At 34.5% G+C, this 24,597-nt stretch carries 28 protein-coding genes and 1 pseudogene; 24 read left to right on the top strand and 5 right to left on the bottom strand.

Going from position 1 to position 24,597, the window contains the following annotated elements; all coding sequences use genetic code 11:
* Positions 1 to 40 precede the first annotated feature (40 nt).
* The 6 genes and pseudogenes from BGI23_RS14790 (at position 41) to BGI23_RS14765 (ending at position 4,715) form a co-directional block, all read left to right on the top strand.
* Positions 41 to 838, top strand: a complete 798-nt coding sequence (locus BGI23_RS14790; RefSeq protein ID WP_070806390.1) for a VOC family protein — start codon at positions 41 to 43, stop codon at positions 836 to 838.
* 14 nt (positions 839 to 852) lie between these two features.
* Positions 853 to 1,766 (top strand): annotated as a pseudogene (locus tag BGI23_RS14785) (aminoglycoside phosphotransferase family protein).
* 13 nt (positions 1,767 to 1,779) lie between these two features.
* A complete protein-coding gene (locus tag BGI23_RS14780; protein WP_000357648.1) occupies positions 1,780 to 2,523 on the top strand; it encodes a metallophosphoesterase family protein in 744 nt (247 codons plus the stop codon).
* A gap of 173 nt (positions 2,524 to 2,696) precedes the next feature.
* Positions 2,697 to 3,368, top strand: coding sequence for a nucleoside/nucleotide kinase family protein (locus BGI23_RS14775; protein ID WP_070806389.1), 672 nt, complete (start codon positions 2,697 to 2,699; stop codon positions 3,366 to 3,368).
* Positions 3,369 to 3,496: 128 nt separating this feature from the next.
* A complete protein-coding gene (locus BGI23_RS14770) occupies positions 3,497 to 4,321 on the top strand; it encodes a DUF2785 domain-containing protein (protein WP_070806388.1) in 825 nt (274 codons plus the stop codon).
* A gap of 79 nt (positions 4,322 to 4,400) precedes the next feature.
* Positions 4,401 to 4,715: a DUF3892 domain-containing protein gene (locus tag BGI23_RS14765; RefSeq protein WP_000368864.1), complete on the top strand. Its 315-nt coding sequence runs from the start codon at positions 4,401 to 4,403 to the stop codon at positions 4,713 to 4,715.
* Positions 4,716 to 4,791: 76 nt separating this feature from the next.
* Here BGI23_RS14765 and BGI23_RS14760 read toward each other — a convergent pair whose 3' ends face one another.
* Both BGI23_RS14760 and pdxR read right to left on the bottom strand, forming a co-directional pair.
* Positions 4,792 to 5,232: a YaiI/YqxD family protein gene (locus BGI23_RS14760; RefSeq protein WP_070806387.1), complete on the bottom strand. Its 441-nt coding sequence runs from the start codon at positions 5,230 to 5,232 to the stop codon at positions 4,792 to 4,794.
* 80 nt (positions 5,233 to 5,312) lie between these two features.
* Positions 5,313 to 6,755, bottom strand: coding sequence for a MocR-like pyridoxine biosynthesis transcription factor PdxR (gene pdxR, locus BGI23_RS14755; protein ID WP_070806386.1), 1,443 nt, complete (start codon positions 6,753 to 6,755; stop codon positions 5,313 to 5,315).
* 126 nt (positions 6,756 to 6,881) lie between these two features.
* Here pdxR and BGI23_RS14750 point away from each other — a divergent pair, with 126 nt between their 5' ends.
* Complete coding sequence (locus BGI23_RS14750; RefSeq protein WP_070806385.1) at positions 6,882 to 7,793, top strand: DMT family transporter; 912 nt, start codon at positions 6,882 to 6,884, stop codon at positions 7,791 to 7,793.
* An 18-nt stretch (positions 7,794 to 7,811) separates the two neighbouring features.
* Here BGI23_RS14750 and BGI23_RS14745 read toward each other — a convergent pair whose 3' ends face one another.
* Positions 7,812 to 8,279, bottom strand: coding sequence for an NUDIX hydrolase (locus BGI23_RS14745; RefSeq protein WP_070806384.1), 468 nt, complete (start codon positions 8,277 to 8,279; stop codon positions 7,812 to 7,814).
* Positions 8,280 to 8,375: 96 nt separating this feature from the next.
* Here BGI23_RS14745 and BGI23_RS14740 point away from each other — a divergent pair, with 96 nt between their 5' ends.
* The 10 genes from BGI23_RS14740 (at position 8,376) to BGI23_RS14695 (ending at position 16,552) form a co-directional block, all read left to right on the top strand.
* Positions 8,376 to 8,783 carry a DUF3980 domain-containing protein gene (locus BGI23_RS14740; RefSeq protein WP_070806383.1) on the top strand — a complete coding sequence of 136 codons (408 nt, stop codon included), beginning with the start codon at positions 8,376 to 8,378 and terminating at the stop codon, positions 8,781 to 8,783.
* Between the two features lie 17 nt (positions 8,784 to 8,800).
* The gene (locus BGI23_RS14735) at positions 8,801 to 9,271 is read left to right on the top strand and encodes a GNAT family N-acetyltransferase (RefSeq protein ID WP_070806382.1); all 471 of its coding nucleotides are present in this window, start codon (positions 8,801 to 8,803) and stop codon (positions 9,269 to 9,271) included.
* Positions 9,272 to 9,319: 48 nt separating this feature from the next.
* Positions 9,320 to 10,222 (top strand): AraC family transcriptional regulator, encoded by a 903-nt coding sequence (locus BGI23_RS14730; RefSeq protein WP_070806381.1) that lies wholly within the window; start codon positions 9,320 to 9,322, stop codon positions 10,220 to 10,222.
* Between the two features lie 24 nt (positions 10,223 to 10,246).
* On the top strand, positions 10,247 to 11,194 hold the full coding sequence (locus tag BGI23_RS14725; RefSeq protein ID WP_070806380.1) for a serine hydrolase domain-containing protein: 948 nt from the start codon (positions 10,247 to 10,249) through the stop codon (positions 11,192 to 11,194).
* A gap of 206 nt (positions 11,195 to 11,400) precedes the next feature.
* Positions 11,401 to 11,769, top strand: coding sequence for a hypothetical protein (locus BGI23_RS14720; RefSeq protein ID WP_000838686.1), 369 nt, complete (start codon positions 11,401 to 11,403; stop codon positions 11,767 to 11,769).
* A 65-nt stretch (positions 11,770 to 11,834) separates the two neighbouring features.
* On the top strand, positions 11,835 to 12,920 hold the full coding sequence (locus BGI23_RS14715) for an ABC transporter permease (protein ID WP_070806379.1): 1,086 nt from the start codon (positions 11,835 to 11,837) through the stop codon (positions 12,918 to 12,920).
* A 2-nt stretch (positions 12,921 to 12,922) separates the two neighbouring features.
* Positions 12,923 to 14,188 (top strand): ABC transporter permease, encoded by a 1,266-nt coding sequence (locus BGI23_RS14710; RefSeq protein ID WP_172801691.1) that lies wholly within the window; start codon positions 12,923 to 12,925, stop codon positions 14,186 to 14,188.
* Positions 14,188 to 14,853: an ABC transporter ATP-binding protein gene (locus tag BGI23_RS14705; protein WP_070806377.1), complete on the top strand. Its 666-nt coding sequence runs from the start codon at positions 14,188 to 14,190 to the stop codon at positions 14,851 to 14,853. Before BGI23_RS14710 ends, BGI23_RS14705 begins: the two co-directional genes overlap by 1 nt.
* 187 nt (positions 14,854 to 15,040) lie before the next feature.
* A complete protein-coding gene (locus BGI23_RS14700) occupies positions 15,041 to 16,066 on the top strand; it encodes an SDR family oxidoreductase (protein WP_070806376.1) in 1,026 nt (341 codons plus the stop codon).
* A gap of 54 nt (positions 16,067 to 16,120) precedes the next feature.
* Positions 16,121 to 16,552: an SMI1/KNR4 family protein gene (locus tag BGI23_RS14695; protein WP_070806375.1), complete on the top strand. Its 432-nt coding sequence runs from the start codon at positions 16,121 to 16,123 to the stop codon at positions 16,550 to 16,552.
* A 65-nt stretch (positions 16,553 to 16,617) separates the two neighbouring features.
* Here the strand turns inward: BGI23_RS14695 and BGI23_RS14690 are convergent, their stop codons facing one another.
* Complete coding sequence (locus tag BGI23_RS14690; protein ID WP_070806374.1) at positions 16,618 to 17,409, bottom strand: DUF4240 domain-containing protein; 792 nt, start codon at positions 17,407 to 17,409, stop codon at positions 16,618 to 16,620.
* 191 nt (positions 17,410 to 17,600) lie between these two features.
* Between BGI23_RS14690 and BGI23_RS14685 the strand changes: the two genes are divergently transcribed.
* On the top strand, positions 17,601 to 18,068 hold the full coding sequence (locus BGI23_RS14685) for an NUDIX hydrolase (RefSeq protein WP_070806373.1): 468 nt from the start codon (positions 17,601 to 17,603) through the stop codon (positions 18,066 to 18,068).
* Between the two features lie 21 nt (positions 18,069 to 18,089).
* A complete protein-coding gene (locus BGI23_RS14680; protein WP_070806372.1) occupies positions 18,090 to 18,734 on the top strand; it encodes an alpha/beta hydrolase in 645 nt (214 codons plus the stop codon).
* A gap of 45 nt (positions 18,735 to 18,779) precedes the next feature.
* On the opposite strand, the gene BGI23_RS14675 is transcribed toward BGI23_RS14680, so the two are convergent.
* Complete coding sequence (locus BGI23_RS14675; RefSeq protein WP_070806371.1) at positions 18,780 to 20,723, bottom strand: elongation factor G; 1,944 nt, start codon at positions 20,721 to 20,723, stop codon at positions 18,780 to 18,782.
* Positions 20,724 to 20,987: 264 nt separating this feature from the next.
* Between BGI23_RS14675 and BGI23_RS14670 the strand changes: the two genes are divergently transcribed.
* From BGI23_RS14670 to BGI23_RS14650, 5 genes are all read left to right on the top strand, one after another.
* Complete coding sequence (locus BGI23_RS14670) at positions 20,988 to 21,416, top strand: MarR family winged helix-turn-helix transcriptional regulator (protein ID WP_000204166.1); 429 nt, start codon at positions 20,988 to 20,990, stop codon at positions 21,414 to 21,416.
* A gap of 18 nt (positions 21,417 to 21,434) precedes the next feature.
* Complete coding sequence (locus BGI23_RS14665) at positions 21,435 to 22,073, top strand: nitroreductase family protein (protein ID WP_070806370.1); 639 nt, start codon at positions 21,435 to 21,437, stop codon at positions 22,071 to 22,073.
* 39 nt (positions 22,074 to 22,112) lie between these two features.
* On the top strand, positions 22,113 to 22,406 hold the full coding sequence (locus BGI23_RS14660) for a putative quinol monooxygenase (RefSeq protein ID WP_070806369.1): 294 nt from the start codon (positions 22,113 to 22,115) through the stop codon (positions 22,404 to 22,406).
* Positions 22,407 to 22,553: 147 nt separating this feature from the next.
* The gene (locus tag BGI23_RS14655; RefSeq protein ID WP_070806368.1) at positions 22,554 to 23,486 is read left to right on the top strand and encodes an AAA family ATPase; all 933 of its coding nucleotides are present in this window, start codon (positions 22,554 to 22,556) and stop codon (positions 23,484 to 23,486) included.
* Entirely contained in the window at positions 23,483 to 24,592 is a 1,110-nt protein-coding gene (locus BGI23_RS14650) for a DUF58 domain-containing protein (RefSeq protein ID WP_070806367.1), read from the top strand. Before BGI23_RS14655 ends, BGI23_RS14650 begins: the two co-directional genes overlap by 4 nt.
* The last annotated feature ends 5 nt before the right edge of the window (positions 24,593 to 24,597 follow it).

Raw genomic sequence — 24,597 nt, 5'->3', positions numbered from 1 at the left:
AAATATACAATAAAAGGATGGAGAGAAAGGGGAGAAAGACATGTTACGATTTGATCATCTCGTTCACGCAGTTCATGGCACACCGGAGGAAGCGGCAAAACAAATGCAGGAACTTGGATTTCATACGGCACTAGGCGGAGAGCATACTACTTGGGGTACTTGGAATAGTTTAAGTTATTTTGATTTATCATACATAGAATTTTTAGCAGTTCAACATGAAGAAAAAGCGAAAGAAGCAGAAAATCCGTTAGTACAAGAAACGGTAGTGAAATTACAAGATGGCGAAGGGATGCTACAAATCGCAATTCGAACAGATGCCATTGAAGAATTAGCAGATAAGTTTAGTAAATACGGTTTACAAACAATAGGACCATTTGAAGGGAAACGTATGAGAAAAGATGGCCGCCTTTTAGAATGGAAAATGTTATTTGTAAAGCAAGATAAGAACGGACCGAAATTACCTTTCTTTATACAATGGAATGAAACGGACGAAGAAAGAAGAAATGATTTACGTAACATTGGCACGATCACTGAACATAAAAACAACGTACAACAAATTGAAACAATCCATTACGCAGTAAAAAATGTTCGAGAAACAGTACGGAAATGGAAAGCAGTCATGGAGCTAACTGCAACTCCAGTCATGAAAAATGAAGAATGGAATGCGGAGTGTCAAAGTGTATCGTTTGGTGACATTCAAGTACAGTTTTGTGAACCGATTGGAGAAGGTCTAGTACAAGAATACATAAAGAATTATGGTGAATATCCATTTGCAGTGGAATGTAAAGGAGAAAATAAACGAGAGTATGAAGTGTTAGGTAGTTTGTACATATATTAATAGAGGTGAACGCTTTGGAAGAAATACTTAGAGAGATAGAGAGAAAACTAGAATTGCCTCGAATTGTAAAGTGTACAGCTATTTCAAAAGGTTTTTCACATGAAGGGAAATATAAAATCGAGTAACATATTTTGTAAAAGTATGTGATGCTGTTTATTTTGAACGTAAACAAGAAGAATATACGTATATGAAACAATTAGAGTTATTACATATTCCAACGCCGAAGTTAATTCATTTCATAAAACTTGAGGAATTAAATAAATGTGTTCAAGTATTTGAATGGGTCCAAGGTGTAAATGGTCAAGAAGGTTTAAGGAAGCTATCGGCGGAAGAACAGTATCATGCAGGAAGAAAAGCAGGAGAAGTATTAAAGAGGATTCACTCGATAGAAAAAGAAAGTGCAAGTAATAAATGGAAAACATCTAGATGGAATAAATACGAAAGATACATAGAGGCATTAGCAAATTACGAAGTGAATTTTCTAGATTTGAAGCCAGTATTAACCTTTGTAGACAATCATAAAGACTTATTAAAAAATCGTCCAATTACATTTTTACACGATGACTTCCATCCAGCAAATAGTATGATTCATAATAAGGAATTTATCGTTATCGATTTTGGTGGATATGATTTTGGCGATCCGATACACGATTTTTATAACGTAGCGATTTTTACTACAAGAATAAGCAAACCATTTGCGGTTGGACAAGTCCATGGTTATTGCGGAGGGGAACCATCACTTCATTTTTGGAAACTGTACTCATTATATGCAGCAATGACATTCCCAGCGGATATCGTTTGGACAAACCGAAGCACACCGCATTTAGTAGATGATATGAAGGAAAGATTAAACGGAATTTTAGATGATCATAATCAATTTTTATCCTATATTCCAAAATGGTACCAATCAAGTGAATGTAATAAATAAAGGAGGAATACATATGGACAAAATTGCGGTAATTTCAGATATACATGGTAATATTCCAGCTTTAGAATCTGTACTGCAAGATATTAAATTGAGAGGAATCAAACGCATAATTTGCCTTGGAGATTTAGTCGGAAAAGGGCCTCATTCTAGTGAAGCAATTGAAATCATTCGTAAAGAATGTGAAGTAGTCGTAATGGGAAACTGGGATGATTTTATAACAAAACCGACTGAATTTGAAGCGTTAAAATGGCATCAAAAACAATTATCGGAAGAACAAAATGACTATTTAAGAAGCTTACCATTTTCAATCGAATTTTTTATGAGCGGCAAACTCATTCGTATGTTTCACGCCTCACCAAGAAGTTTATATGAAAGAATTCAACCACACGCTGCAAGAGAAGAACGTATTAGTATGTTCGAAAATAGTGAGCTCACAGAGAATATAGAAGGGGAAAGAAAACCGGATGTCGTTTGCTACGGTGATGTTCACCAGGCATTCGTTCAAAATTTCAGAGGCAAAACGTTATGTAACGCTGGTAGCGTAGGAAATCCGCTTGAAATTACACAAGCTTCTTATTTAATATTCGAAGGATCTTACAATAAAAAAGAAGCAGCAAGCTTTTCCATCCAACTCGTACGTGTACCGTATGATATTGAATTAGCTATCAGACTAGCAAAAGAACTCGATATGCCAGAAATTGAAGAATACAAGCAAGAATTACGGACTGCTTTATATCGAGGATTTAAGGGAAAGTAAGCTAATCAAAATATATCAACGATTTTTCAAATATATCTATCATAACTTAAAATATATCAACGATTTTTTCGATATATCGACGATTCGACAAGGGATATCGACTTACCGACAAATAGTGACATAAAATACCACCCATAATAATGTTATGTAAACTAATTGTAGGGAGGAATATCATGAATCGAAAACAACGAATCAAAGAAATTGCAGATCACATATTAAAGCTAAACTTAACGCATCCAACAAGAGTTGGAGTAAGTGGTATTACAGCATCAGGAAAAACAACATTTGCAAACGAATTAGCGGAAGAAATAAAAAAACGGGGGTTACCAGTAACACGCGCAAGCATTGATGATTTTCATAATCCAAGAATGATTCGCTATGCAAAAGGAAAAGAATCTGCAAGAGGGTATTATGAAGATGTACACGATTATACAGCTTTCAAGGAAAGATTATTAAAGCCTTTAGGACCAAACGGGAATTTACAGTATGAAACGATTTCTCATAACTTAATAACGGATATTCCTGTATATAGTACGCCTATATTCGCTCAACCCAATATGGTACTCATAGTAGATGGAACGTTTCTATTAAAAAAAGACTATGCGTATTTATTTGATTACAAAATCTTTGTAGATACAAATTTTGAGATTGCGAGAAAACGTGGTGCGAAGCGGGAGACAGAGGCTTTTGGAAGTTATAAAAAAGCTGAAAAAATGTTTTTAAACAGGTATCATGCGGCCTGTAAGATGTATATAGATGAGCATAATCCGAAAGAGTGTGCGGATGTTGTATTTCAGAATACTGATTTAGTAAATCCAGAACTTATATTTCAAGAGCGAATGTAATACACAATCAAAAGTATATGTATACCCTTTTATTAATAGTTATAATTCTCGTATAATTATATTAGCTTTAGAAAGTGAAAAACGGGGGATAAGGCAATAAGAAACGCAAAAAGGGGAGAAAAAATATAATGAATGAAGTAATAGAATTAAAAGAAGAACTACTACAAATTAAAAATAATAATTATGCTGTACCAGAAGACGTAGATGCTTATCCATATGCGCAGTGGATGCTAGATTATATCGGATCACCAGATGCTGAATTACGGGATGATTTAATTTATAGTACGCTTCACACATGGATTACAACTGATGTGTTTAGACAAAAAGAATTACGAGGATTAATGTTACAAGCAATTAGTCCTGATTATTTATTTTATAAAATTGGTGAAAAGGGAACAGATTCTGTATTTAAACGTGCGTTCTCCGTATTAATTCCACCACTTATTTTATCTGTTCATGAAAGAGAACCGTTGTTATCCGAAGAACAACTGTACAGTGTAGCAGAACAAGTGCTGGAATATGTATATTTAGAAGAAGATGTAAGAGGTTACGTAGAAGGAAAAGGCTGGGCACACTCTACTGCACACGCAGCGGATGCGCTCGATGCGTTAGCACGTACCATACAAAATCGTGAGTTTTCATATGCGATTCTTGCAGCTGTTCGTCAGAAAGTTCGCCTAAATGACTATGTTTACATACACTTTGAGGATGAGAGATTAGTAACGCCAATTATGTCGTTACGTAATCAAAATCTTTTAACAGAAGAAGAGTGGAGCAACTGGTTACATAGTATAGCAACGGTTGAAGACATCCGACATCCGCAGCATGATATTTTAGTACAAAATATTAGAAATTTCTTAAGAAGTTTTTATTTCAGAGTTTTAGAGACAGAAGGTAGTACAGCCTTTACAGATGATATATTGGAAACTTTGAAGGGTTTGCGTAGGTATTAAAAATACATTTTTCTAAGAATAAGGTACATAAAACCAACACCTCCCAACCATACTAAAAAAAGTGTTGGAGGTGAAGGTTATGGACAATAAAGACTTTGAAAAAGTTTATAATGATTACTTACATCAAGGAGAAGAGCAAGCTCAATTTGAAGTAGACAATGAAGTTAATTCAGGAGCAGAACAAATAGTTGCCGTTCGTAAAAATGATGATGGAGATTTAATAGCGTTTAAAACAAGTAGCGGGAGAGAGTTAGATTATATGACTGCTCTTAGTGAAGCAAAATCAGGGAAGTTAGCTCATGTGGACGTATTTCATAAGTATGGCAGAGATATTATACGTAGCGAACCTGATGGAATAAAAGAAAATAACTTAGATAATTTACCTTCATTTTAAACGGGTAAGCCTTAAGAAGAGAATGTTCATTTGGATATTCTCTTCTTTTCTTTCTCTACAAATAGACGGTTCATTTCTACAGTGCGATCAAACTTTTAAAGAGCGCTCTAAATTTTTCTTTATCTTCTGCTGTAAATGGTTTCGGTCCCTTTGTACGTTTACCACTTTTTCGAACCATTGCACTTAAATATCGTGTTTGTAATAGTTGTTCAATGTTTTCATTTGTGTACTTATACCCTTTATGGTGTAGCACGATACAGCCTTTTGCTAAAGCGAGCGAAGCAAGACCGTAATCTTGTGTTACGATTAAATCTTCTTTTTTAGCTAACTGCATAATCCGGTAATCTGCAGCATCTGCTCCAGAATCAACATAAATTGTTTCCACGCCTTTTGGCTGCTCTGCATTAGAATAATGAGAAAAGCTTGTAACGAGGGTTACAGGGATTTCTGCATTTGTAGCTTCAAAAATAATTACATCTTTTACAGGACAAGCATCTGCATCAACATAGATTTTCATTGGTATCACTCCTATAACTAGGTTCGTGTTGATGATAATGGTAGATTTAGGTTTTGTCAAACGAGGGTTTGTATCTAAAGTTACTTTTCACAAACCAAAATAGCCTTACGTAAACGAGAAATCCCTTCCTCAATTTGATCAATATCCACTTTTCCATAAGATAAACGTATATAACCATCTTTCGCGCCGAAAATACTCCCCGGCATAAAGGCTATTTCTTGTTTTAAGCTTTGTATAATGAGTTGTTTTTCGTTTATCGGTTCTTTTAATTTTCCCCATATGTAAATACCACCGGTCGGATTTGAAAAAGAGATTTTATCGTGAAGTTGCTCGTTTAGGGCGCGAACGATAACGTCTCTTTTTTCTGCTAGTTGTTTTTGTAACGGTACGATATGAGACTGAAATGGTACAGTTTCAAAAAACTGCTGCATAAGCCACTGCGGGAAAATGCTCATCCCTAATTCCATTTGGTGTCTTGCATCGGATAACCTTTCTACTACAGACTGCGGAGCGACAAGCCAACCAACTCGTAATCCTGGTGCAATCATCTTTGATAAAGAATGCACGTAAATGACAGTTCCATTTTCATCAATCGATTTCAAAGTAGGGCAAGGTTGTTTCTTTTCTAACGTAAGTAAACTAGACGGATCATCTTCCACAATCGCAATTCGTAAGTCTGCACAAAGCGATAATAGTTTTTTTCTACGGTTTGGATGCAGCATTGTGCCCGTAGGATTTTGGAAGTTTGGATTTAAAAAAATCATTTTAATACGATGCTTTCTATATAGCTCTTGCACATCATCCGGATTAATACCGTGTTCATCGACAGGTAATGGGAAAATACGAATACCTGCTGATTGGAATAACGGTAAGGAATAACAGTGTGATGGACTTTCGAAAGCGACAGCATCACCTGGATTTAATAAACATTGTACGATAAGGTGAAGTGCTTGCTGTGCGCCAGATGTAATCATAATAGACTGTTCAGTAGCTTCAACTTTTAAATATTCTTTCATATATTTTACGACCGCTTGTCTGAGCGGGAGGTAGCCTTGTGGATGATCATAACTTAATGAATGCGTTAACGGTTGTTCTCGTAAAATCGTTTGTAGTTGATCGTGAGGATAGAGATTACAACCGAGCTCTCCATTTGCAAAATCAATAATATTTTCATTTTGTTGTACTTCTGCCCGAATATGGCGAAGTAACGGCAAGTTTGGTAAGAACGTACCACCTTCTACGAAATTCCTCCAGTTCGGCGTTAATGTTGGAGAAACGCCCCACATATGTGTACTCACGCGTGTTCCTTTACCAGTCGTACTTTCTACAATTCCCATAGCACGTAATTCATTATAAGCAGTCGTTACCGTACTACGGTTTACATTTAACTGGGTAGCTAATTTCCGTTCGGAAGGTAGGAAGCTTCCTGGAGGAAGTTCCCCGTATGTAATGCGTTTCTCAATAAAGTCAACAACTTGCTGATAAATAGGGATTTTACTGTCACTATCTAGCTTCCATTCCATAAAAAAACGCCTCCGTCTCTCTTATATACATCCAGTATAGCAAATTGGCTGGGTAAAAAAACAGCCAATTGGACGGTGATATATCCAGCCAATTTTACTATGCTAAATATGGAAGGGGAGATTCGGATGAAACGATGGCAAATGGAATGGCTCCTAGTATCAGTAGCGTTGGTATGGGGAGCAAATTATACAATTGGAAAGTATGGCGTGGCATTTATGTCATCCATTCAATTTAATAGTTTACGATTTTTAGTAGCATCACCGGTATTATTACTTATTACTTTTATGATGGAACGCTCATTACGTATTGAAAGAAAAGATTGGCTACGATTAGTAGCAGTCGGTATCGTTGGTACGACAATGTATCAAACGATGTTTATGCTATCTGTGAAATATACTTCAGCAACGAACGCCTCATTATTAATTGCGATGTCACCTATATTTACAGGGATATTAGCAGTATTACACAAACAAGAACGTTTCTCGATGAAAGTACAAATAGGTTCAATAGTAGCCTTTATTGGTGCAGCATTCGTTTTATTAACCGGACATACAGGAGGAGCTACTTACGAGTATGCGTGGCTCGGAAATATAATCGGATTAGTCGCAGCAATTGCGTGGGGATGGTATCCAATATTAGCACAACCTCTTATTACAAAATATTCCGCAATGAGAGTCACATCTTGGTCTACTTTAATTGGAATTGTACCTCTCGTTATTTACTGTTTATTTAACGTAAATACATTAACGTGGCCGGTAGACATGCTAAGCTGGGGGTCTCTAGCATATTCAATCATTTTTGCGACTATCTTCGGACTTGCAATGTGGTATGTCGGTATTAGTCAAATAGGCTCAACGAAAGTAATGGTTTATATGTATCTCGTACCATTATTCGCAGTTATCTTTGCGGCAGTAACAATTGGAGAGCAAATTAATATGATGCAACTCGTTGGTGGGCTTATAATCTTTATCGGTTTATTTGTTGTAAAAAAAGGCGGAATGAAAAAGCCAGCTCTCAATTTAAAAAAAGTAAGTTAACAGTAAAAAGGATCTCTTTCATATAGAAGGAGATCCTTTTTCATTTCGTAATAAAAGCGCTTGTTCAATTGCCCATTTTTGATGATCATGAAGTAGAAGTTCCACAGCATGTAAAGGAGACAGCCACTTTAAAATATGATCCTCTTCACACTTATCGGTTTGTTTCCGTACCATGTTCACAATATAAAAGAACCCATCGTTTAAATAATATGTATCTTCCTTTTCAGCATAAAAATATCGCATTGCATTACCGATATACTGCTCAACTTCAATTATCCATCCTAATTCCTCTAGTGATTCACGATGTAAGCATTCATCTTTTGTTTCGGTACCTTCCATACCGCCTCCGGGTAAAAAGTAGCGTTCTTCTTTTTGGATAATAGCAATCTTTGAAGAGGTTGAGTTAAAAATAATTGCATAACAACTAGGTCGTAATACATATTGCTCAGTAGGCTTTTTACAGCCAAAAGTAAGTTTAGATATCATAAAACACGTCACCTCTCTATAAAATACATAAAAGGGATAATAAGGTAAAAATAAAATTGTATAAGTATAATCTTACGAGGTTGGAGTGATAACAAAATGATAAATCGAAAGTGTTCGCGCTGTAAAGAAATTACAGGTGCATTGCATGGTGGTAAAAAAATTAAGGAAGAATTTTTATGTGAAGACTGTTTGCAAAAAGGAATTGCGAGTGGAGAAATCGAATTATCACAAGTGGAGCAAGAACAAACTTCGTATCTTTCTATAAAAATATTAAAAATAATGAGTGTGATTTATTTAATAGCATCTATTTTTATGGCTTTTTCAACCGGTCCATTTATACATAATATAGGATTTGATGAAATGTCCATTTCAGGCCCAGAATTAGGTTTAATAAGTATTGTTATGCTAGGTTCTTTATTCCAGTCTGTTCTTGTATTTTGCGGAATATGGGTATTCATCCTATTAGTAGAAACAGTCATTAAAATTTATGAAAAAATGAAGTGAGTGAGAGGGAGAAACATATGCGAGTAAGAAACATCCAAGGGGAAGATTATGTAAAGATTCATTCTGTTTTAAATGATTGGTGGGGCGGGAGAGACATGGCTGCCATGTTGCCAAAATTGTTTTTCGTTCACTTTCAAGAAACGAGTTTTATCATTGAAGAAGATGGCGAAACGTTAGGTTTCTTATGCGGATTCTTTTCGCAAACGCATAAAGAGGAAGCGTACGTTCATTTTATCGGGGTAAATCCGAAGTATAGAAGAAGAGGAATCGCATCGACATTGTATTCTTATTTCTTTGATGTCGCTCGTGCAAATAACCGTAAAGTTGTGAAAGCAATCACATCACCAGTTAATAAAAAATCGATACAGTTTCATAAGGAGATTGGCTTTCAAATTGAGGCTGGGGATGATGAGATAGAGGGTGTATCGGTACATACAAATTATGACGGGAATGGCGGTAGTAGAGTTTTATTTTTGAAAAATGTGTAAAAGTAGGCTAGCACAAAGTTAGCCTTTTTGTTGTGAGGAGCTAGAAGTATGGAGAGTAAACAAAATAGAAATGAGTATTTACAGCGCATATACAAAGTACAAAATTATATAGAATCACACATAAATGATTCACTTTCAATTGAAGAGCTAGCCGATGTAGCAGGATTTTCAAAGTTTCATTTTCATCGGATTTTTAAAGGAACAGTAGACGAGCCGTTATCTCGGTATGTGAATCGCTTGAAGTTAGAAAGGGCAACAAATCTACTTACATATCGCCCGGATATGACGATTACGGATATCGCTTACCATTTTGGTTTCACAGATTCAGCAGTTTTCTCCCGAACATTCAAAAATTATTACGGAGTAAGTCCGTCTCAATATCGAAACGACAATAGCAAGAATTGCAAAGACGTAAGGGGAATTCCTCAATACAATGAATGTAAGAAGGTTCGAGGTAATGTTGAAATTGTAACAGCAGACAATATAAACGTCGCATACATAAGACATATCGGTACATATGAAGAGTTAACTATAGCTTTTCCGGAAATGATAGAGAAACTATTTCATTACGCAACTAAGCAAAACTATCATGTATTTGAGGATACGAAAGTATTAACCATTTACCACGATCATCATGAATTTACGGAGGACAATCATTTAAGAACAAGTTTATGTATAACAATTCCGGGTGAATCTGCAATAGAAACGAACGACATTGGAATAATGGTAATACCTTCAGGCAAGTATGCAATAGGACATTTTGAAATATTCCAAGATGAATATAAAAGAGCATGGGACTTTATATATGGTGAGTGGCTACCAAATAGCGGATATAAACCAAGAGACTCATATCCTTTTGAAGTATATAGAAATGATCCAAAGCAGCATCCAAAGCAGCATCCAAAGCATAAACATATAGTTGATATATATGTACCTATCGAACCTTTTTAATTATAGGTTAAAGGGGAAGGAATAATGAAAACTGCTGAAAAGTTAGATCAGATTATAAAAGAAGAATATGAAAATATGAATGGTATGTTAGTAGTGCAGAAAGGTAATATTATTTTTGAAAAATATTATAACGATTACGGACCAAATGATACATTTCATGTAGCGTCAGTTACAAAAACGATAATCTCTGCGCTAATTGGGATATGTATAGATAAAGGTTATATAAAAAGCGTTGATCAAAGAGTAATAGAATTTTTTCCGGAATATAACGTTCATTCATCTGAAATAACAGTAGGGCATCTTCTTACGATGACAGCTCCACATCCTTTCGTAGACTGGCAGGAATCGCTAGAAGAATTATGTACACAAAAGGATTGGATAGAATATACGTTAAATAGAATTGGACAAGGCGGAGAGATTGGATCTTTTAAATATTCATCTGCAGGAGCTCATTTACTATCAGCAATCATAATGAGCGTAACAGGAAAAAATACACGTGAATTTGCGAATGAATACTTATTCCAGCCACTCGGTATGAGAGAAATTCCAAACTACAATATGAAAGCGTTTGGATTTGATGACTTATTCGGAAAAGATGTAAAAGGATGGGTTCATGATCCAAATGGTATTTCGACAGGCGGCTGGGGACTAACGTTAACGGTTAAAGATATTGCTAAGTTTGGACAGCTGTATTTGAATGAAGGTACTCATAATGGAAAACAAATTCTATCAACACCATGGATAAAAGAATCGACAACAATGAACCAAAATCAATATGGTTACTTATGGTGGTTACGAGAAGAGGCTGGAATCTTTTCATACTGTGCAATGGGCGATGGTGGGAATGTGATTTGTTGTATTCCAGAGAAGGAACTGGTGGTGGTGATTGCTTCTGAAGTCATACCGAATGTAAGGGATAGATGGGAATTGATTGTGAAATATATTCTTCCTTATACAGAATCAAATAAATAACGGAAGCAAAAAGATGGTGTGAATGGGAGTTTCATACTATCTTTTTGTTTTATGAAGGAAAGTTCATGAGAAGGTAAGTTCTGTGTAAAATAATGTAAATATTAGGATTTTTAAATATCTTCTTGTTTTCTTTATGTATAATGAGGACAAGGCCTAAAAATACTTAAATATTTAAGTGAATATTTTAAAAAGGAGATTAAGGATATATGAAAAGCTTACTTCAAAAAACTTTAGCTACTACAGGGATTACTGCTTGTTTATTAGGTATGGTTTCTTCCGCTTCATTTGCTTCGATTAGTTGGGATTCTTATGGGGAATGGGACGGAAGTGGAGGAAAGGCTACAGGATACGCCTACACTGCGCAAACAAATGAACCTCATTTTTACAAGATGACTGTAAGGGCTAGCTTTGATGATGGGTCTTCTAAAGAGGTAGAAAAGAATAATGCTAAAATTACAGATCGTGTGAACGTTAAAGTTTCATCCAGAGGGCCAATTACCACTGGCTATTCGGGTCATGAATGGGTAATGAAAGGGGATAGTGCCTATACCTCTAAGGAAATGGTAATTAGATAACAATCAACAAAAACCGTGACAAAGGATAAATGCCTTTTTCACGGTTTTTAAAATGAGGAGGATATATGAATCTAGTATTAAAAGAAATAGTGGTAAACAAAACAATATTCATTATGTTATTTATTGCGTTTGTATTGACAATATGGCCGATACTTATAGCAATGTCGACGAAAGATTATTATGATGAGAAATTTTATGATAGAAAAAATGGTTATTTTAATTATTACTATTCCGTTCAACTTACTAATATGGGGGAAATCAATTTCAAACAGTTTCAGACGTTAGTAGAATCTGATTTTAAAAATGCTAGTGTTATTACAAATGATATTCGTACTACTATTCCAAATATCGGCCGAGTAACAATGAATGGTCTCCTTAATAAAAATTGGTCTCCACCTTTGCTAAAAGGTTCTCAGATGGGACAAGATGAAAAAAATAGTGTAATAGTGGGGAAGAAAATTTATAAGGATATGGAAACAATAAAATTATTTAATAAGGAATATATAGTTAAAGGCGTAGCTGGAGAAAATACTGGATATGAGTATAATATTAAAATTTACGTCTCTCTAAATGACATGCCAGATGAAGTGAAACAGATGATACAAAAAGATAATACATTCCAAATGATTGTTCGTTCTAACGAAAACCCTAAAGAAGAGATAGAAACTTTCATACAGCATATGAAACAGAACAATAAAGATATAAATGCCAAAGTGATTAGTGAAAAAGAGAACTATGAGAAAGAAAAAAACACAAGTAAAGCCGTGAAAGAGTTACTTAGTTTTCCATTTAGGCTTTTTTGTATAGCTTTCATTACCAGTATAATAGTAAGTTATTATTGGATTTATACGAAGAAAAAAAATCTGTCGTTAAGGAAAGCTTTGGGAGCAAGTAATGTAAATCTGTTTATTTTTATATTTAGTCAATTATTTTTATGTGCAATCGCTGCATCAACCTGTGCAATATGCATACAATGGATTTTTAGCACTTTGAGTGAAAATATTGTAGAGTTTACAAGTTATAGCATTAGTTTACAGTCTACTCATATTGTAATGTGTGTATTTTTTTCACTTACTATAGCTTTTATCCTCTCTGTAATACCATTTGTATATGTGCTTAAAAGTGAACCTGCTAAAGCGTTAAAGGAGTAAAAATGATGAGAATAAAAAGTGCGTTCCTAGCATTAAAAAAGAGATTTCTATTTTCCGTACTTCTTCTAATACAGATTACATTTGGATTAGCAACTATAACGAGTTCAATTAATGTATTTTATAATTTACACCATCTAAATGATAAAGCCAGCTCAGCATTAAATGTGGATAAAACATATTTAGTTACTTTTGAAAGGACGACAGATAGGTTACAAAGCGATCAATTTAATAAAGAGCAAATTCAAGCGGTTTATAATACAATTCATCAAAATAAAGATGTGATTTCGTATGGTACATACGAGGAGAGTTTAATTGAAATAGAATTAAGTAATAGGCCACTTCAAAATAGTATGATTGCTGATTTGAAACATAAAACGTTTCACGATGACAGACCTACTGTTCAAACAATTGTTGTTGATGAAAATTACTATAAATTGTTAGGTTTACCTTTAAAACCTGAAGAGGGTTTCTTGCATGAAGATTTTCCAAAAAATAGTGAAGAAAAAACAAAAGTATTAATGGGTTCTTACTTTAAGAAATATTTTCAAGTTGGGGATACAATTAATAATCAATATACAATTATAGGCTTTTTACCAGAGAATAAATTTATCGTAAATAATAATACAACGAACGTTTATTTGAAGTTGGATTATGCAATGATAATGCCTATGTCATCTGATAGATATGAAAATTATGAAGCGATGTTTTTAAGACTGCATCAAAGTACAGTTTTGCATTTACGAAAAGATGCAGATGTAAAGAAACTAGAAAAATCAATTCAACTTAAAGGAAACGGCGGTACGTTTTATTTGAAAAATTTAGGTGATGAAATAAATATAGATGTTACTCTTAATAGTTATTCTGAAATACCTCAACTTATAGTAGGAATCTTATTCATTCTATTCTCGATCGTCGGAATGGTAGTAACAACTATCGTTTCTATCTTGATGAGAAAGAGGGAATTTGGTATAAAAATAGTTTTTGGCGAAAGTAAATTTGGAATGTTTATTCAAATTGTTATAGAAAACATTATTGTAGCAATAGCTGGCTTAGGAATGTCAATAGCTTACTTTTCATGGAGATATGGTAATCTGCTGCAAATGTCAAAGGATTTTAAAGCAGTATCCGCATTAGACTTTAAATTGGACATGCCTATATTATTTTTAGTATTTCTTTTCTTATTATTGATTATCATTGTTTCGAATGTAATTGTCTTCTTATTTATTAGAAAAATTGAACCGAAAACATTAATAGGTGGGATGGAATAATGGGGTTAATTGAACTAAAAGATATTAAGAAGGTGTATAGTAATAAGAATCACAATACGTTCGCGTTAAACGGTATAAATTTAACGATAAATAAGGGCGAAATTATAGCGGTAATGGGGCGATCAGGCTCAGGGAAGAGTACATTACTAAATGTTATAGGGTTAATTGATATGCCAAATGAGGGTGAATATACGTTAAATGGAAAATCATTAACTGAAATTAGAGCAAATCAAGTTCATAAAACAAGAAATGAAATGATTGGATTTATTTTTCAATATTTTGCATTGTTAAAAGAACATACTGTACTGGATAATGTAGTGCTACCACTCACATATAGAAAGCTAAAGCAACGGGAAAGAAAAATTAAGGCGAAGTTGTATTTAGAAAAAGTAGGTTTAAAAGAACATATGTATAAAACACCGGACGAGCTATCAGGTGGACAACAGCAGCGCGTCGCAATTGCAAGAGCGTTAGTAGGTGAACCAGAATTAATATTGGCTGACGAACCGACCGGAAATTTAGATAGAAAAACAGGAGAAGAAATTATGAATTTGCTATTACAACTGAATGAAGAAGGACGAACAATTATTATTGTAACGCATGATATGGAAGTAGCGAATAAGTGTAATAGAATTATTGAGTTAGTTGATGGAGAGATTGTGTAAAGGTAAAGAATGACCGGTAATAATTATATATTATTTTAGAAACCATGATGATTAACTTTTCAAAATGGTTTCTTTTTATTTTACAGAACTAAAAATATAGTGAAAATCTGCATCCCACCCGTAACTTTCCGTAGCAAAAAATCGTTTAACAAAAGAAAGGGTTTTTAATGATGAATGGGGGAGAACCATGAAAATTCTAATACTAGGTGGTACACGATTTTTAGGAAGAGCATTTGTAGAAAAGGCTTTGAACAGAGGGCATGAAGTTACATTATTTAACCGTGGAACAAACAAAGAAATTTTTCCTGAAGTGGAGCAGCTTATCGGTGACAGAAATGGTGATGTATCAAGTTTAGAAAATCGAAAATGGGATGTTGTCGTAGATACATGTGGGTTTTCTCCACATCACATTAGAAATGTTGGAGAAGTGCTTAAAGATAATATTGAACACTATATATTCATCTCAAGCCTTTCCGTATATAAAGATTGGATTCCGCATCATATAAAAGAAGACTATATATTACAACCTGAACCGACGGCTGAGCAAATAAAGGCTGTAGAAAATGGTGAAGTATCTCCTTATGAGTATTACGGTGCGCTGAAAGTATTATGTGAAAAAGAAGCAGAGAAGTATTGGCCTCGGCGTGTTTTACACGTAAGAGCAGGACTTCTTTCAGGAATGTTTGATTATACAGATCGGCTTCCATATTGGATTCAGCGTATAGCAAAAGGAGGTAAGGTGTTAGTTCCAGGAAGAAAAGACCGTCCAGTGCAGATAGTTGATATAAAAGACGTCGCAAATTGGGGACTAAACATGGCAGAAAACAAAAATGCAGGTATATTCAATGTTACAGGTCCAAATTATGAATTGACGATGGAAGAGCTATTAAATACGTGTAAAAAGGTTACGAATAGTGATGCTGAATTCGTTTGGATAGAGGAATCGTTCATGAATGAACATAAAGTGCAGCCTTGGACAGAAATGCCTTTATGGATTCCAGAAACTTTTTCATTAGAAGGGGAAACGAAGCCGTGGAAAGGTGGATTTTCTATTAGTATCAATAGTGCTATTAAAGCAGGGCTTACTTTTAGAAGGTTAGAAGATACAGTTATGGATGTGTATGTGTGGATGAAGAGTATAGAGGAATGGGAATTAAAAGCAGGGATTTCAGGCGAAAGGGAGAAGGAATTGTTAGAAAAATGGTATCAATAAATTTAGAGGAGCTCTTTGAATATAGTTGATTGCACATAAGGAGGAGAAAAGGTTATGTGGAAAGAAACCATTCATAGTATTTCATCAAACTTAAGCTTAAAAAATCCCGCTACGAAGGAAGAGCTTATTGAAATACAAAAATGTTTACTTGTGGAATTACCGAATGACTTATCACAGCTATTACAAGAAACAAACGGTATAGCAGGTGAATATGGAGACTTTATTTGGTCTGTTTCAAAAATTAAAACTGAAAATATGAATATGAGAAATATAGTTGATTTTAAGGATTTATATATGCCTTTTGACTGTTTATTATTTTTTGCTGATGGCGGAAATGGTGACTTGTTTGGTTATTCCATTTTGAATGGAATAGTACAAAGAGATGATATATATGTATGGAATCATGAGAATGATAGTAGAACTTGGGTTGCTCCTTCGTTAGAAACGTTTATGAAGTGGTGGGAAAGTGGGAAGATAACTATTTAAACATAGTGTCATGAAAAAACGCCTTGTTACTAAAGAAACAAGGCACTTTTTTACGTATAATTAACCTACCACTCAATTGGTTCTTCCCCATACATGTCCCATAACTTAGGAAACATCTTCTTCAAACCTTCTTCATCGTTTTCATCCCAGTCAAATTCAAAATCTACATCATCAAACTCTTCACTAGATAAGACATGGTAAAGTGTAAAGTAAGTATCATCTTCGTCACCAGTTTTTTCTGCATATACAGTGAAACAGAAATATAAAGAAGGTTCTTCTATTTCTGGAACATCATACTCACTCAAATTTTCTAAAATAGGAATTAATCGTTCTGGCTCTTCAATACAAGATTCGTATGTCTCTTTCCCTTGATATAATAACCATCCGCGGAAGTAATCGAAAGTATCATCTGAACAGCCACCCATAATAATATAGGCTGCTGCCCATAAACGGGGGGTATAGGAATCTTTTAATATACGATGCATATGCGTATCAAAAGCTACAATTTCATGTACTGTACGTTTAGCAAGGTGGGAAGTAAGCCATTCTATTTGTTCTTCTTGGTCTTCACCTTTCGTTTTGGCACGATTAAATAGTTCCCCAAATTCTTCTTCTGTTATCGTTTTTTCTTTTATGTAATCTTCCCCAGGGCACGGGTCTGTATATCCCTTTTTACGTTTGGAAGCAATTAGTTTGTTAGCTTCTTTCATACATTCTTCTTCTGTTTCAAACTCTTTCGCTTTCACACTGCCAGCTGTGCCGATTTTTCCGTAAAACACAACATAGTCTTTTTCTTTCACAACGATTTTCCAAAACTTATTTGATTTCTCAGTTTGCTGGATTAATAACGTTTCCATTCGTACCCCCATCATGTTTTTCTAGTGTGCAATGTGATTGTAACATATGTATATACACTTGTAATGATGAAAATGAGGATTTGGAAAATTCGAAAATGATTGAATGAAGTGGGCAAATTTAGTAATCTTATTTGTACATATATAATAGTTTTTTAATAATTCGATATTTAATATATAAGGGGGCATTACAGATGGATCTTACGTTTAAAGTAGAGGAAACATGTTTTAACTACCGAGTCGGAGCAATTTGTAAACAGGATAATAAAATACTCATTTTACAAGGTGACGGTGAAGATTTTTGGTACGTACCAGGCGGAAGAGTGAAAATGCTAGAGAATAGTGAAGAAGCGTTAAAACGAGAACTTGCGGAAGAGTTAGCCGTTCCTATTGAGGTGAAGAGATTAATATGGTCGGTAGAAAATTTCTTTACACTTTCTGAACGAAAGTTTCATGAAATTAGTTTTTATTATGAAGTAGAGCTAAAACAATTACCTGCAAATGGGGCAGAGCAATATATTTTGGAAGAAGAAGGTAGAACGTATTTCTTTAAGTGGGTGCCGGTAGAAGAGTTAGATACATATAACTTACAGCCAGCGTTTATTAAAGAGAAAGTAAAGGATGTATTCGTACATACAGAGCATATCGTTTTACAAAAGTAAATGCATGCGGAGGAGAAAAAGGTGAAGGGGATTAAAAAAGAGATTCATGTAGACAGCAAAGTAATTCCATATACACATATCGAAAAAGGTTCTAATAGGATATGCTTTATGTTCTCAGGTTCAGGATACAATTACGATAAACCATTATTTTATTATGCGACGATGCTTATGCTCGAAAATAAAATAGATGTAGTACATATTCATTATTCTTATAACGATCAAGTAATGAATAAACCAATGGAAGAAATAACGAAAGTAATGATGGGTGATATTCATCCTATAATGAAGGAAGTATTAAAAGATAAGCAATATAATGATACGATGTTTTTAGGGAAATCACTCGGAACCATTCCGATTGCAAATGATTTAATGAAGAGAGAAGAATTCACGCAGTCAAAAATGATATTGCTTACACCTTTACTAACTTTTGAATCTATTTTTGATTCTATTTTACATAGTCATCACGAAGGGCTTTTAGTTATTGGGGATAAAGATCACCAATATAATGCAGATCAAATTGATCAGTTACATAAAACGAATTTACAGATCGAAGTTGTCAAAAACGCTAACCATTCTGTAAACGTTGGCGAATTTGAAACAGAGAATTCAATTAAAGCGATAGCGAAAATAATAGAAAAGCTTAAAGAAGTTATTAGGACAAACTAACCTATCAATACATGCAAAAGAGGTGCAATTTGCACCTCTTTTACTTTAATAAGCCTTAAGCACATGCAGCAAATAATCCTTCCGATTCAGCGGATTATTATCAACACGTTTTCGAGTAGGGAAGGGAGCCGTAATCTTTGTGAAACCAGCAGGCTTCGTTGTAAATAAACCTTCTCCTTCTGTAAATGAATGAAGCATTCGCTTAAAGTGTTCTGTTTTCGCAACAGGTAATGAGCCTGTTAACTGGTAGGAATCATTATTGAATATAGGTTCTGCAAAAGTCGCTGGAATAGCAGCGAGCTTATACATTGCGGTACTAATTGTATGCTCTGGTACAGTTAATTCAAACTCATTTACTGGTTCATATACACATGTTTCAGCCTGCTTTAAAGCATTCATTAAAACGAGTGGTGTTAAGTTTCTAAAGTCACTCGCTGTTGTAACAGGACTAGCATAACCAGTATGGGTTAACGTGACGATAATGTCCGTAACTTCCCATCCGTACAAACCTTGTTTTAATGTTTGAAATACTGTATCTTCAATTGCTTTATGAAATGCTAATGGAAGCGATCCAAGTTCAACACCTAACTTATATGTTATTCCAGAATTAAGTTCACCACGTTCAACTTTGAATCCGACTGTTGCGTAAAATGGATTCGCTTTTTCACCCATTACTTCAACGGAATTTCCAATGCCAATTGGCTTCTCAATACATACAACTCGCGTATTTGAAAAAGTAACCTGCAAATTATATTTCTCAAAAAGTGTCGTTTCAATTACTTCTTTTTGTACTTCACCGAATAGGCGAATGTATAGTTCGTTATGAACATCGTCTTTCCACACTTTAATGAGTGGATCTTCTTCACATAGTTCCATAAGTGCAGCGTATAAATCATGAATTCGTTTTTTTGGTAATGCTTCAATAGCAGCTTCCATTTGTGGTTCAGCGAAGTGAATATCTTTTATATAATCAGTCCGTTCACCGATAATATCACCAATTTTAATATTATTCAGTCCCCACACTTTACAAAATTCTCCGCTAGGAACGATAGAAGCTTGAACCGCATTTCCGTTATGAAACATGCATATTTTCTTAATCTTTTCTTTATGTGCCAGAGCGTCATCACGTTGTATATTAACATATTTTCTAACTTGTAAATGACCAGAAAAAACTCTTACATATGCAATCTTTTCCCCAGAAGGTTCACGTTCAATTTTAAAAACAATACCGGACAATTCTTCATCTTGAGACGGATTATTAGCTGGAAGTAAGGATGGAATATTTTCAAGTAGTTCAGTTACTCCTATACCCGTCAGTGCTGAACCGAAGAAGATCGGATACAGATTTGCTTGTTGTATTTGTTTTTCAAGTTCTTCTCGTAATAGTGTGTCCGTTACGATTTCGTTATTTACAAATGACTCAAGTAATGATTCATTAAATGGTGCTAATCGTTCTATACAATCGTCATATGATTTATATTCAATAATACGAGCTTCCTTTGTTCCTTCATTTTGGACAGAATAGAAGGGGAACGTTTCATTTGAAAGAATCGTTTTTATTTGCTTTACAACTTTTTCAGTATTTGCGCCACTACGATCAATTTTATTAACGAATAAAATAGTCGGGATGTTTAGTTTCCGCAATGTTCGCATTAAAATTTTTGTTTGTGCTTGCACACCTTCAACGGCAGAAATAACTAAAATTGCACCGTCTAAAACGCGGAATGATCGCTCCACTTCAGCTATAAAATCAGCGTGTCCAGGTGTATCAATGACATTTACTTTTACATCATCAATAAAGAAAGAAACGACAGATGCTTTAATCGTAATGCCGCGTTGTCTTTCTAATTCCATTGAGTCAGTTTGCGTACTTCCGCTATCAACTCGGCCAATTTCTTGAATCACATTCGTTTCATAAAGAATACGCTCAGTCAAACTCGTCTTGCCAGCGTCTACATGCGCGACAATCCCTATATTTATTGTTGTCATATATTAATATCCTCATTTCATTTTCCATTTTCATTTCCTCATTTCTATTTGTGTATTGCCGCATTACAATCACTCTCCAGTCATTTAAATTATTACTATTATAATGTAATTTACATTTTTTGTAACGCTACAAAGTGTCTTAATTTGGAAAAAATAAAATGAAAACAAAATGCTTGCATTCTAAATCGATATAGATTATATTAATTGACATATCAACTATTGATACATCAAATGTTTTTATTTTGATTGTAAAGGAGGGTTAATTTGACAAGTTCATGCTCAAAAGAAGCGATTATTTTATATAAATTACACTTTCTAAATAAAGAAGTAAGTTCGAAATTTGAAGGGTGTACGGGTATGAGCCAGTCTCGATTAGAGCTTATACTTCAATTATTTGAAGTAGGTGAAATTAGTCAAAAAGCACTTCAGCAAGAAGTGAATATTGATAATGCTGCGATAACGAGGCATTTAAAACAGCTAGAAGCAAACGGAATGATTGTAAGACGTAAAAATCCAGACGATAACAGAATTACGTTAGTTTCTCTCACTGAAGAGGGACGAAATAAAATTCAGGCGTTTCAAGAGGAAAAAGAACGTTTTGCAGCATCTGCATTTAAAGGATTAAGTGAGGAAGAACGCGATAATCTTTTAAATATGTTAAATCACATTCAAGAAAATATAAAAGAATTATAAAAAAGGGAGAATACAACTATGACTAACTCAGTAAAAACAAATGATTTTAACGAAATTTTAACAGGACGTCGTTCAATTCGTAAGTACGACCCTTCAGTGAAAGTTAGCAAAGAAGAAATGACAGAAATTCTTACAGAAGCAACACTTGCACCATCTTCAGTAAATATGCAACCATGGAGATTCGTAGTGATTGAAAGTGACGAAGCGAAAGCAACACTTGCGCCACTTGCGAAATTCAATCAATCTCAAGTAGAAACATCTTCAGCAATGATTGCTTTATTTGGTGATTTAAACAACTTCGATAACGCAGAAGAAATTTACGGAACAGCAGTAGAGCGCGGTTTCATGCCGGCAGAAGTAAAAGAAGACCAAATGAAAAAACTTTCAGCTTACTTCTCAATGGTTACACCAGAAGTAATGAAAGATACTGTACTTATTGACGGTGGTCTTGTAGCAATGCAATTTATGCTAGCAGCTCGTGCTCACGGTTACGATACTTGTCCAATTGGTGGATTTGAAAAAGACCAAATCGCAGAAGCATTTGGACTAGATAAAGAACGTTACGTACCAGTTATGTTAATTTCAATCGGAAAAGCTGCTGACAGTGGTTACCAATCAGTACGTCTTCCAGTTGAAAAAGTTGCTGAGTGGAAGTAATTTCAAAAGAAATAAGTGAAATATGAGAGGGGAAACACCATGATTATTATTCACGCAACATTTCAAGTAGATCCAGCGAAACAACAAACATTTTTAGAAGAAGTTCAACCATTACTTCATGGTTCAAGAGAAGAAAGTGGAAATGTATCTTATGATCTTTATAAAGATGTAGAAAAAGAAAATGTGTATACGATGGTAGAAGTATGGAAAGATGAAGAGGCAGTTGCGAGTCATAATACGAGTGAACACTTCACATCTTTCGTTAGCAAAGTAAAACAGTTGTTAACTGCTCCACTTGATATAAAAGCTTATAATGGAGAGTTAGTAAAATAATAAAATGAAAAAGATGACTTTAGCTTATAGTGCTAAGGTCATCTTTTTTATAATGACAGGAATATATTTACTTTTACTGTGATGTGTTATAATTTGGAAAATAATAATTCTTAATTTTCCGAATAAACAAAGGCGGGAGGTAAATATATGAGCACACTAAAGAAAATTACTAACAATATTTCGAAGGTGATTATAGGAAAAGATGAATCAATTGAACTGGCAGCCATTGCTCTTATAGCAAAAGGACATATTTTATTAGAAGATGTACCGGGGACAGGAAAAACAACACTAGCGAAAAGTTTGGCTAAAAGCGTGGACGCAAAATTTCAAAGAATCCAATTTACAGCGGATACTTTGCCCGGAGATGTTATTGGTCTTGAATATTTTAATGTGAAGGAATCGGATTTTAAAACGAGGCTAGGTCCTATTTTTGCAAATATAGTATTAGTGGATGAAATTAATCGAGCTGTACCGAGAACACAATCTTCGTTACTTGAGGTTATGGAAGAGCGTACTGTTACAATTGCGAAACAGACACATTCATTACCAGAACCTTTTTTAGTTATAGCAACGCAAAATCCACTCGAATCAGCGGGCACATTTCCGTTACCAGATGCTCAATTAGACCGGTTTTTACTTACGATTCGACAAGGTTATCCGACGAGAGAAGCTGAAAAGGAAATGATGAATCGGTTTCAAATGAATGATCCGTTAGAAAAGTTACACTCTATTATTTCAAGTGAAGAAATTATTATGATGCAAAAGCGTGCAAGAGAAGTATTAGTAGGAAATGATGTGCAAGATTATCTTCTTGAAATTATTGAGGCAACTCGTAAACATGAGTTAATTGAAATTGGTGTAAGCCCGCGGGGGACGTTGGCATTTATGAGAGCGATTCAAGCACGGGCTATATTATATGAAAGAGATTACTGTACACCAGATGATATAAAGATACTTGCTGCATCTATTTGCGCTCATCGTTTAACGTTAACGATTGAGGGGGAGATGAAAACAACAAAAGAACAAATCATGAAAGAAATTCTTCATACGATTAATGTGCCGGTGGAGAATGTACGATGAATCAACAACTTGTGTATACACCTTTAGCGGAGCCTTTCGTAATGGGAGTTATGTCAGTTGTAGCCGTTATTTTATGTGTATTTTCAAGTAATCTACTGCTTTTATCTCTCGTATTTTTGTATGTAATTTTAATGGGTGGTATGTATGTGTACATGCGTAAAGTTTCTCGTGTTGAATGGGAATACAGTCAAGGGAATTCGAACGTTTTTATAGGTGAAACGAATATGTGCAAAATTAAAATTTCAAACAAGTCGATATTTCCTATTCTTAATATCGTATTTCGATTTAAATGTGAAAATAAGCTAACTTGGAATCATGATGAAATAAACAAAAATCATAGTACAGGTTCAAATTATTATATGAACTTTAATGTAAAAGGAAGGGAGTCAGTTTCATTTGATTTGCAAGCTGTAGCGTTAAAAAGAGGAATTGTGAAATGGGAAGAAGTTGAAATTGTTATTACCGATTTCTTTGGATTTATAACGAACCATATAACATATAGTCAAGTTGATACGCCGTCTTATTTAGTTTTACCTGCTGTTCCGAAAATACAAGTTCCTGAATTACAAGAATGGTCACGAGGATTTCGAAAAGCGATGTCTTCACCCTTATATGATGAAACGAAAGTAATGGGGGTAAAGTCTTATGAAAATGAAGATTTTCGTTCCATCCACTGGAGTGCAACAGCGAAAACAGGGACGATAACCGCGAAAAAGTACGAGCGAACGCAATCAGATAAATACGCGATTTACCTCAACTTGCAAAATAAAAGTGGTATTTCTTTGCGAAATGATACAGAGGAACTAATTGAATTAACAGCAGGCATATGTAAACAACTTCTTATGCAAAACTGTTCATTTGAAGTATGGATCAATAGTGTAAAAGATAACGGGTTATTGCATATAAAAAATGGTGATAATCGGAAACATTTGCAAAATGTATTAAAGGTACTTGCCTCAATATCGGATCAAGATACACCTATAACTTCTTCTTATTTTTACACAGCTGGATTTCGGCGAAAGGAACTGGATGCGATTCCTTTAATCCTTGGTACTTCACCAAAGAAATACAGTAGAACGAATAAATGGATTGTAATGAAAGAATAAGAAGG

It is taken from the genome of Bacillus sp. ABP14, assembly GCF_001831375.1.
Lineage (GTDB): Bacteria > Bacillota > Bacilli > Bacillales > Bacillaceae_G > Bacillus_A > Bacillus_A paranthracis.
This window is presented reverse-complemented; position numbering and strand designations above follow the sequence as displayed.

Bases quoted from the DNA above. Each gene is read 5' to 3' on its own strand.
- BGI23_RS14700 (WP_070806376.1), top strand. From the start codon at position 15,041: ATGAAAATTCTAATACTAGGTGGTACACGATTTTTAGGAAGAGCATTT.
- BGI23_RS14765 (WP_000368864.1), top strand. From the start codon at position 4,401: ATGGACAATAAAGACTTTGAAAAAGTTTATAATGATTACTTACATCAA.
- BGI23_RS14790 (WP_070806390.1), top strand. From the start codon at position 41: ATGTTACGATTTGATCATCTCGTTCACGCAGTTCATGGCACACCGGAG.
- BGI23_RS14770 (WP_070806388.1), top strand. From the start codon at position 3,497: ATGAATGAAGTAATAGAATTAAAAGAAGAACTACTACAAATTAAAAAT.
- BGI23_RS14690 (WP_070806374.1), bottom strand. From the start codon at position 17,409: ATGGAAACGTTATTAATCCAGCAAACTGAGAAATCAAATAAGTTTTGG.
- BGI23_RS14780 (WP_000357648.1), top strand. From the start codon at position 1,780: ATGGACAAAATTGCGGTAATTTCAGATATACATGGTAATATTCCAGCT.
- BGI23_RS14730 (WP_070806381.1), top strand. From the start codon at position 9,320: ATGGAGAGTAAACAAAATAGAAATGAGTATTTACAGCGCATATACAAA.
- BGI23_RS14745 (WP_070806384.1), bottom strand. From the start codon at position 8,279: ATGATATCTAAACTTACTTTTGGCTGTAAAAAGCCTACTGAGCAATAT.
- BGI23_RS14695 (WP_070806375.1), top strand. From the start codon at position 16,121: ATGTGGAAAGAAACCATTCATAGTATTTCATCAAACTTAAGCTTAAAA.
- BGI23_RS14775 (WP_070806389.1), top strand. From the start codon at position 2,697: ATGAATCGAAAACAACGAATCAAAGAAATTGCAGATCACATATTAAAG.
- BGI23_RS14715 (WP_070806379.1), top strand. From the start codon at position 11,835: ATGAATCTAGTATTAAAAGAAATAGTGGTAAACAAAACAATATTCATT.
- BGI23_RS14735 (WP_070806382.1), top strand. From the start codon at position 8,801: ATGCGAGTAAGAAACATCCAAGGGGAAGATTATGTAAAGATTCATTCT.
- BGI23_RS14675 (WP_070806371.1), bottom strand. From the start codon at position 20,723: ATGACAACAATAAATATAGGGATTGTCGCGCATGTAGACGCTGGCAAG.
- BGI23_RS14710 (WP_172801691.1), top strand. From the start codon at position 12,923: ATGATGAGAATAAAAAGTGCGTTCCTAGCATTAAAAAAGAGATTTCTA.
- pdxR (WP_070806386.1), bottom strand. From the start codon at position 6,755: ATGGAATGGAAGCTAGATAGTGACAGTAAAATCCCTATTTATCAGCAA.
- BGI23_RS14655 (WP_070806368.1), top strand. From the start codon at position 22,554: ATGAGCACACTAAAGAAAATTACTAACAATATTTCGAAGGTGATTATA.
- BGI23_RS14750 (WP_070806385.1), top strand. From the start codon at position 6,882: ATGAAACGATGGCAAATGGAATGGCTCCTAGTATCAGTAGCGTTGGTA.
- BGI23_RS14705 (WP_070806377.1), top strand. From the start codon at position 14,188: ATGGGGTTAATTGAACTAAAAGATATTAAGAAGGTGTATAGTAATAAG.
- BGI23_RS14665 (WP_070806370.1), top strand. From the start codon at position 21,435: ATGACTAACTCAGTAAAAACAAATGATTTTAACGAAATTTTAACAGGA.
- BGI23_RS14725 (WP_070806380.1), top strand. From the start codon at position 10,247: ATGAAAACTGCTGAAAAGTTAGATCAGATTATAAAAGAAGAATATGAA.
- BGI23_RS14660 (WP_070806369.1), top strand. From the start codon at position 22,113: ATGATTATTATTCACGCAACATTTCAAGTAGATCCAGCGAAACAACAA.
- BGI23_RS14740 (WP_070806383.1), top strand. From the start codon at position 8,376: ATGATAAATCGAAAGTGTTCGCGCTGTAAAGAAATTACAGGTGCATTG.
- BGI23_RS14685 (WP_070806373.1), top strand. From the start codon at position 17,601: ATGGATCTTACGTTTAAAGTAGAGGAAACATGTTTTAACTACCGAGTC.
- BGI23_RS14720 (WP_000838686.1), top strand. From the start codon at position 11,401: ATGAAAAGCTTACTTCAAAAAACTTTAGCTACTACAGGGATTACTGCT.
- BGI23_RS14760 (WP_070806387.1), bottom strand. From the start codon at position 5,232: ATGAAAATCTATGTTGATGCAGATGCTTGTCCTGTAAAAGATGTAATT.
- BGI23_RS14650 (WP_070806367.1), top strand. From the start codon at position 23,483: ATGAATCAACAACTTGTGTATACACCTTTAGCGGAGCCTTTCGTAATG.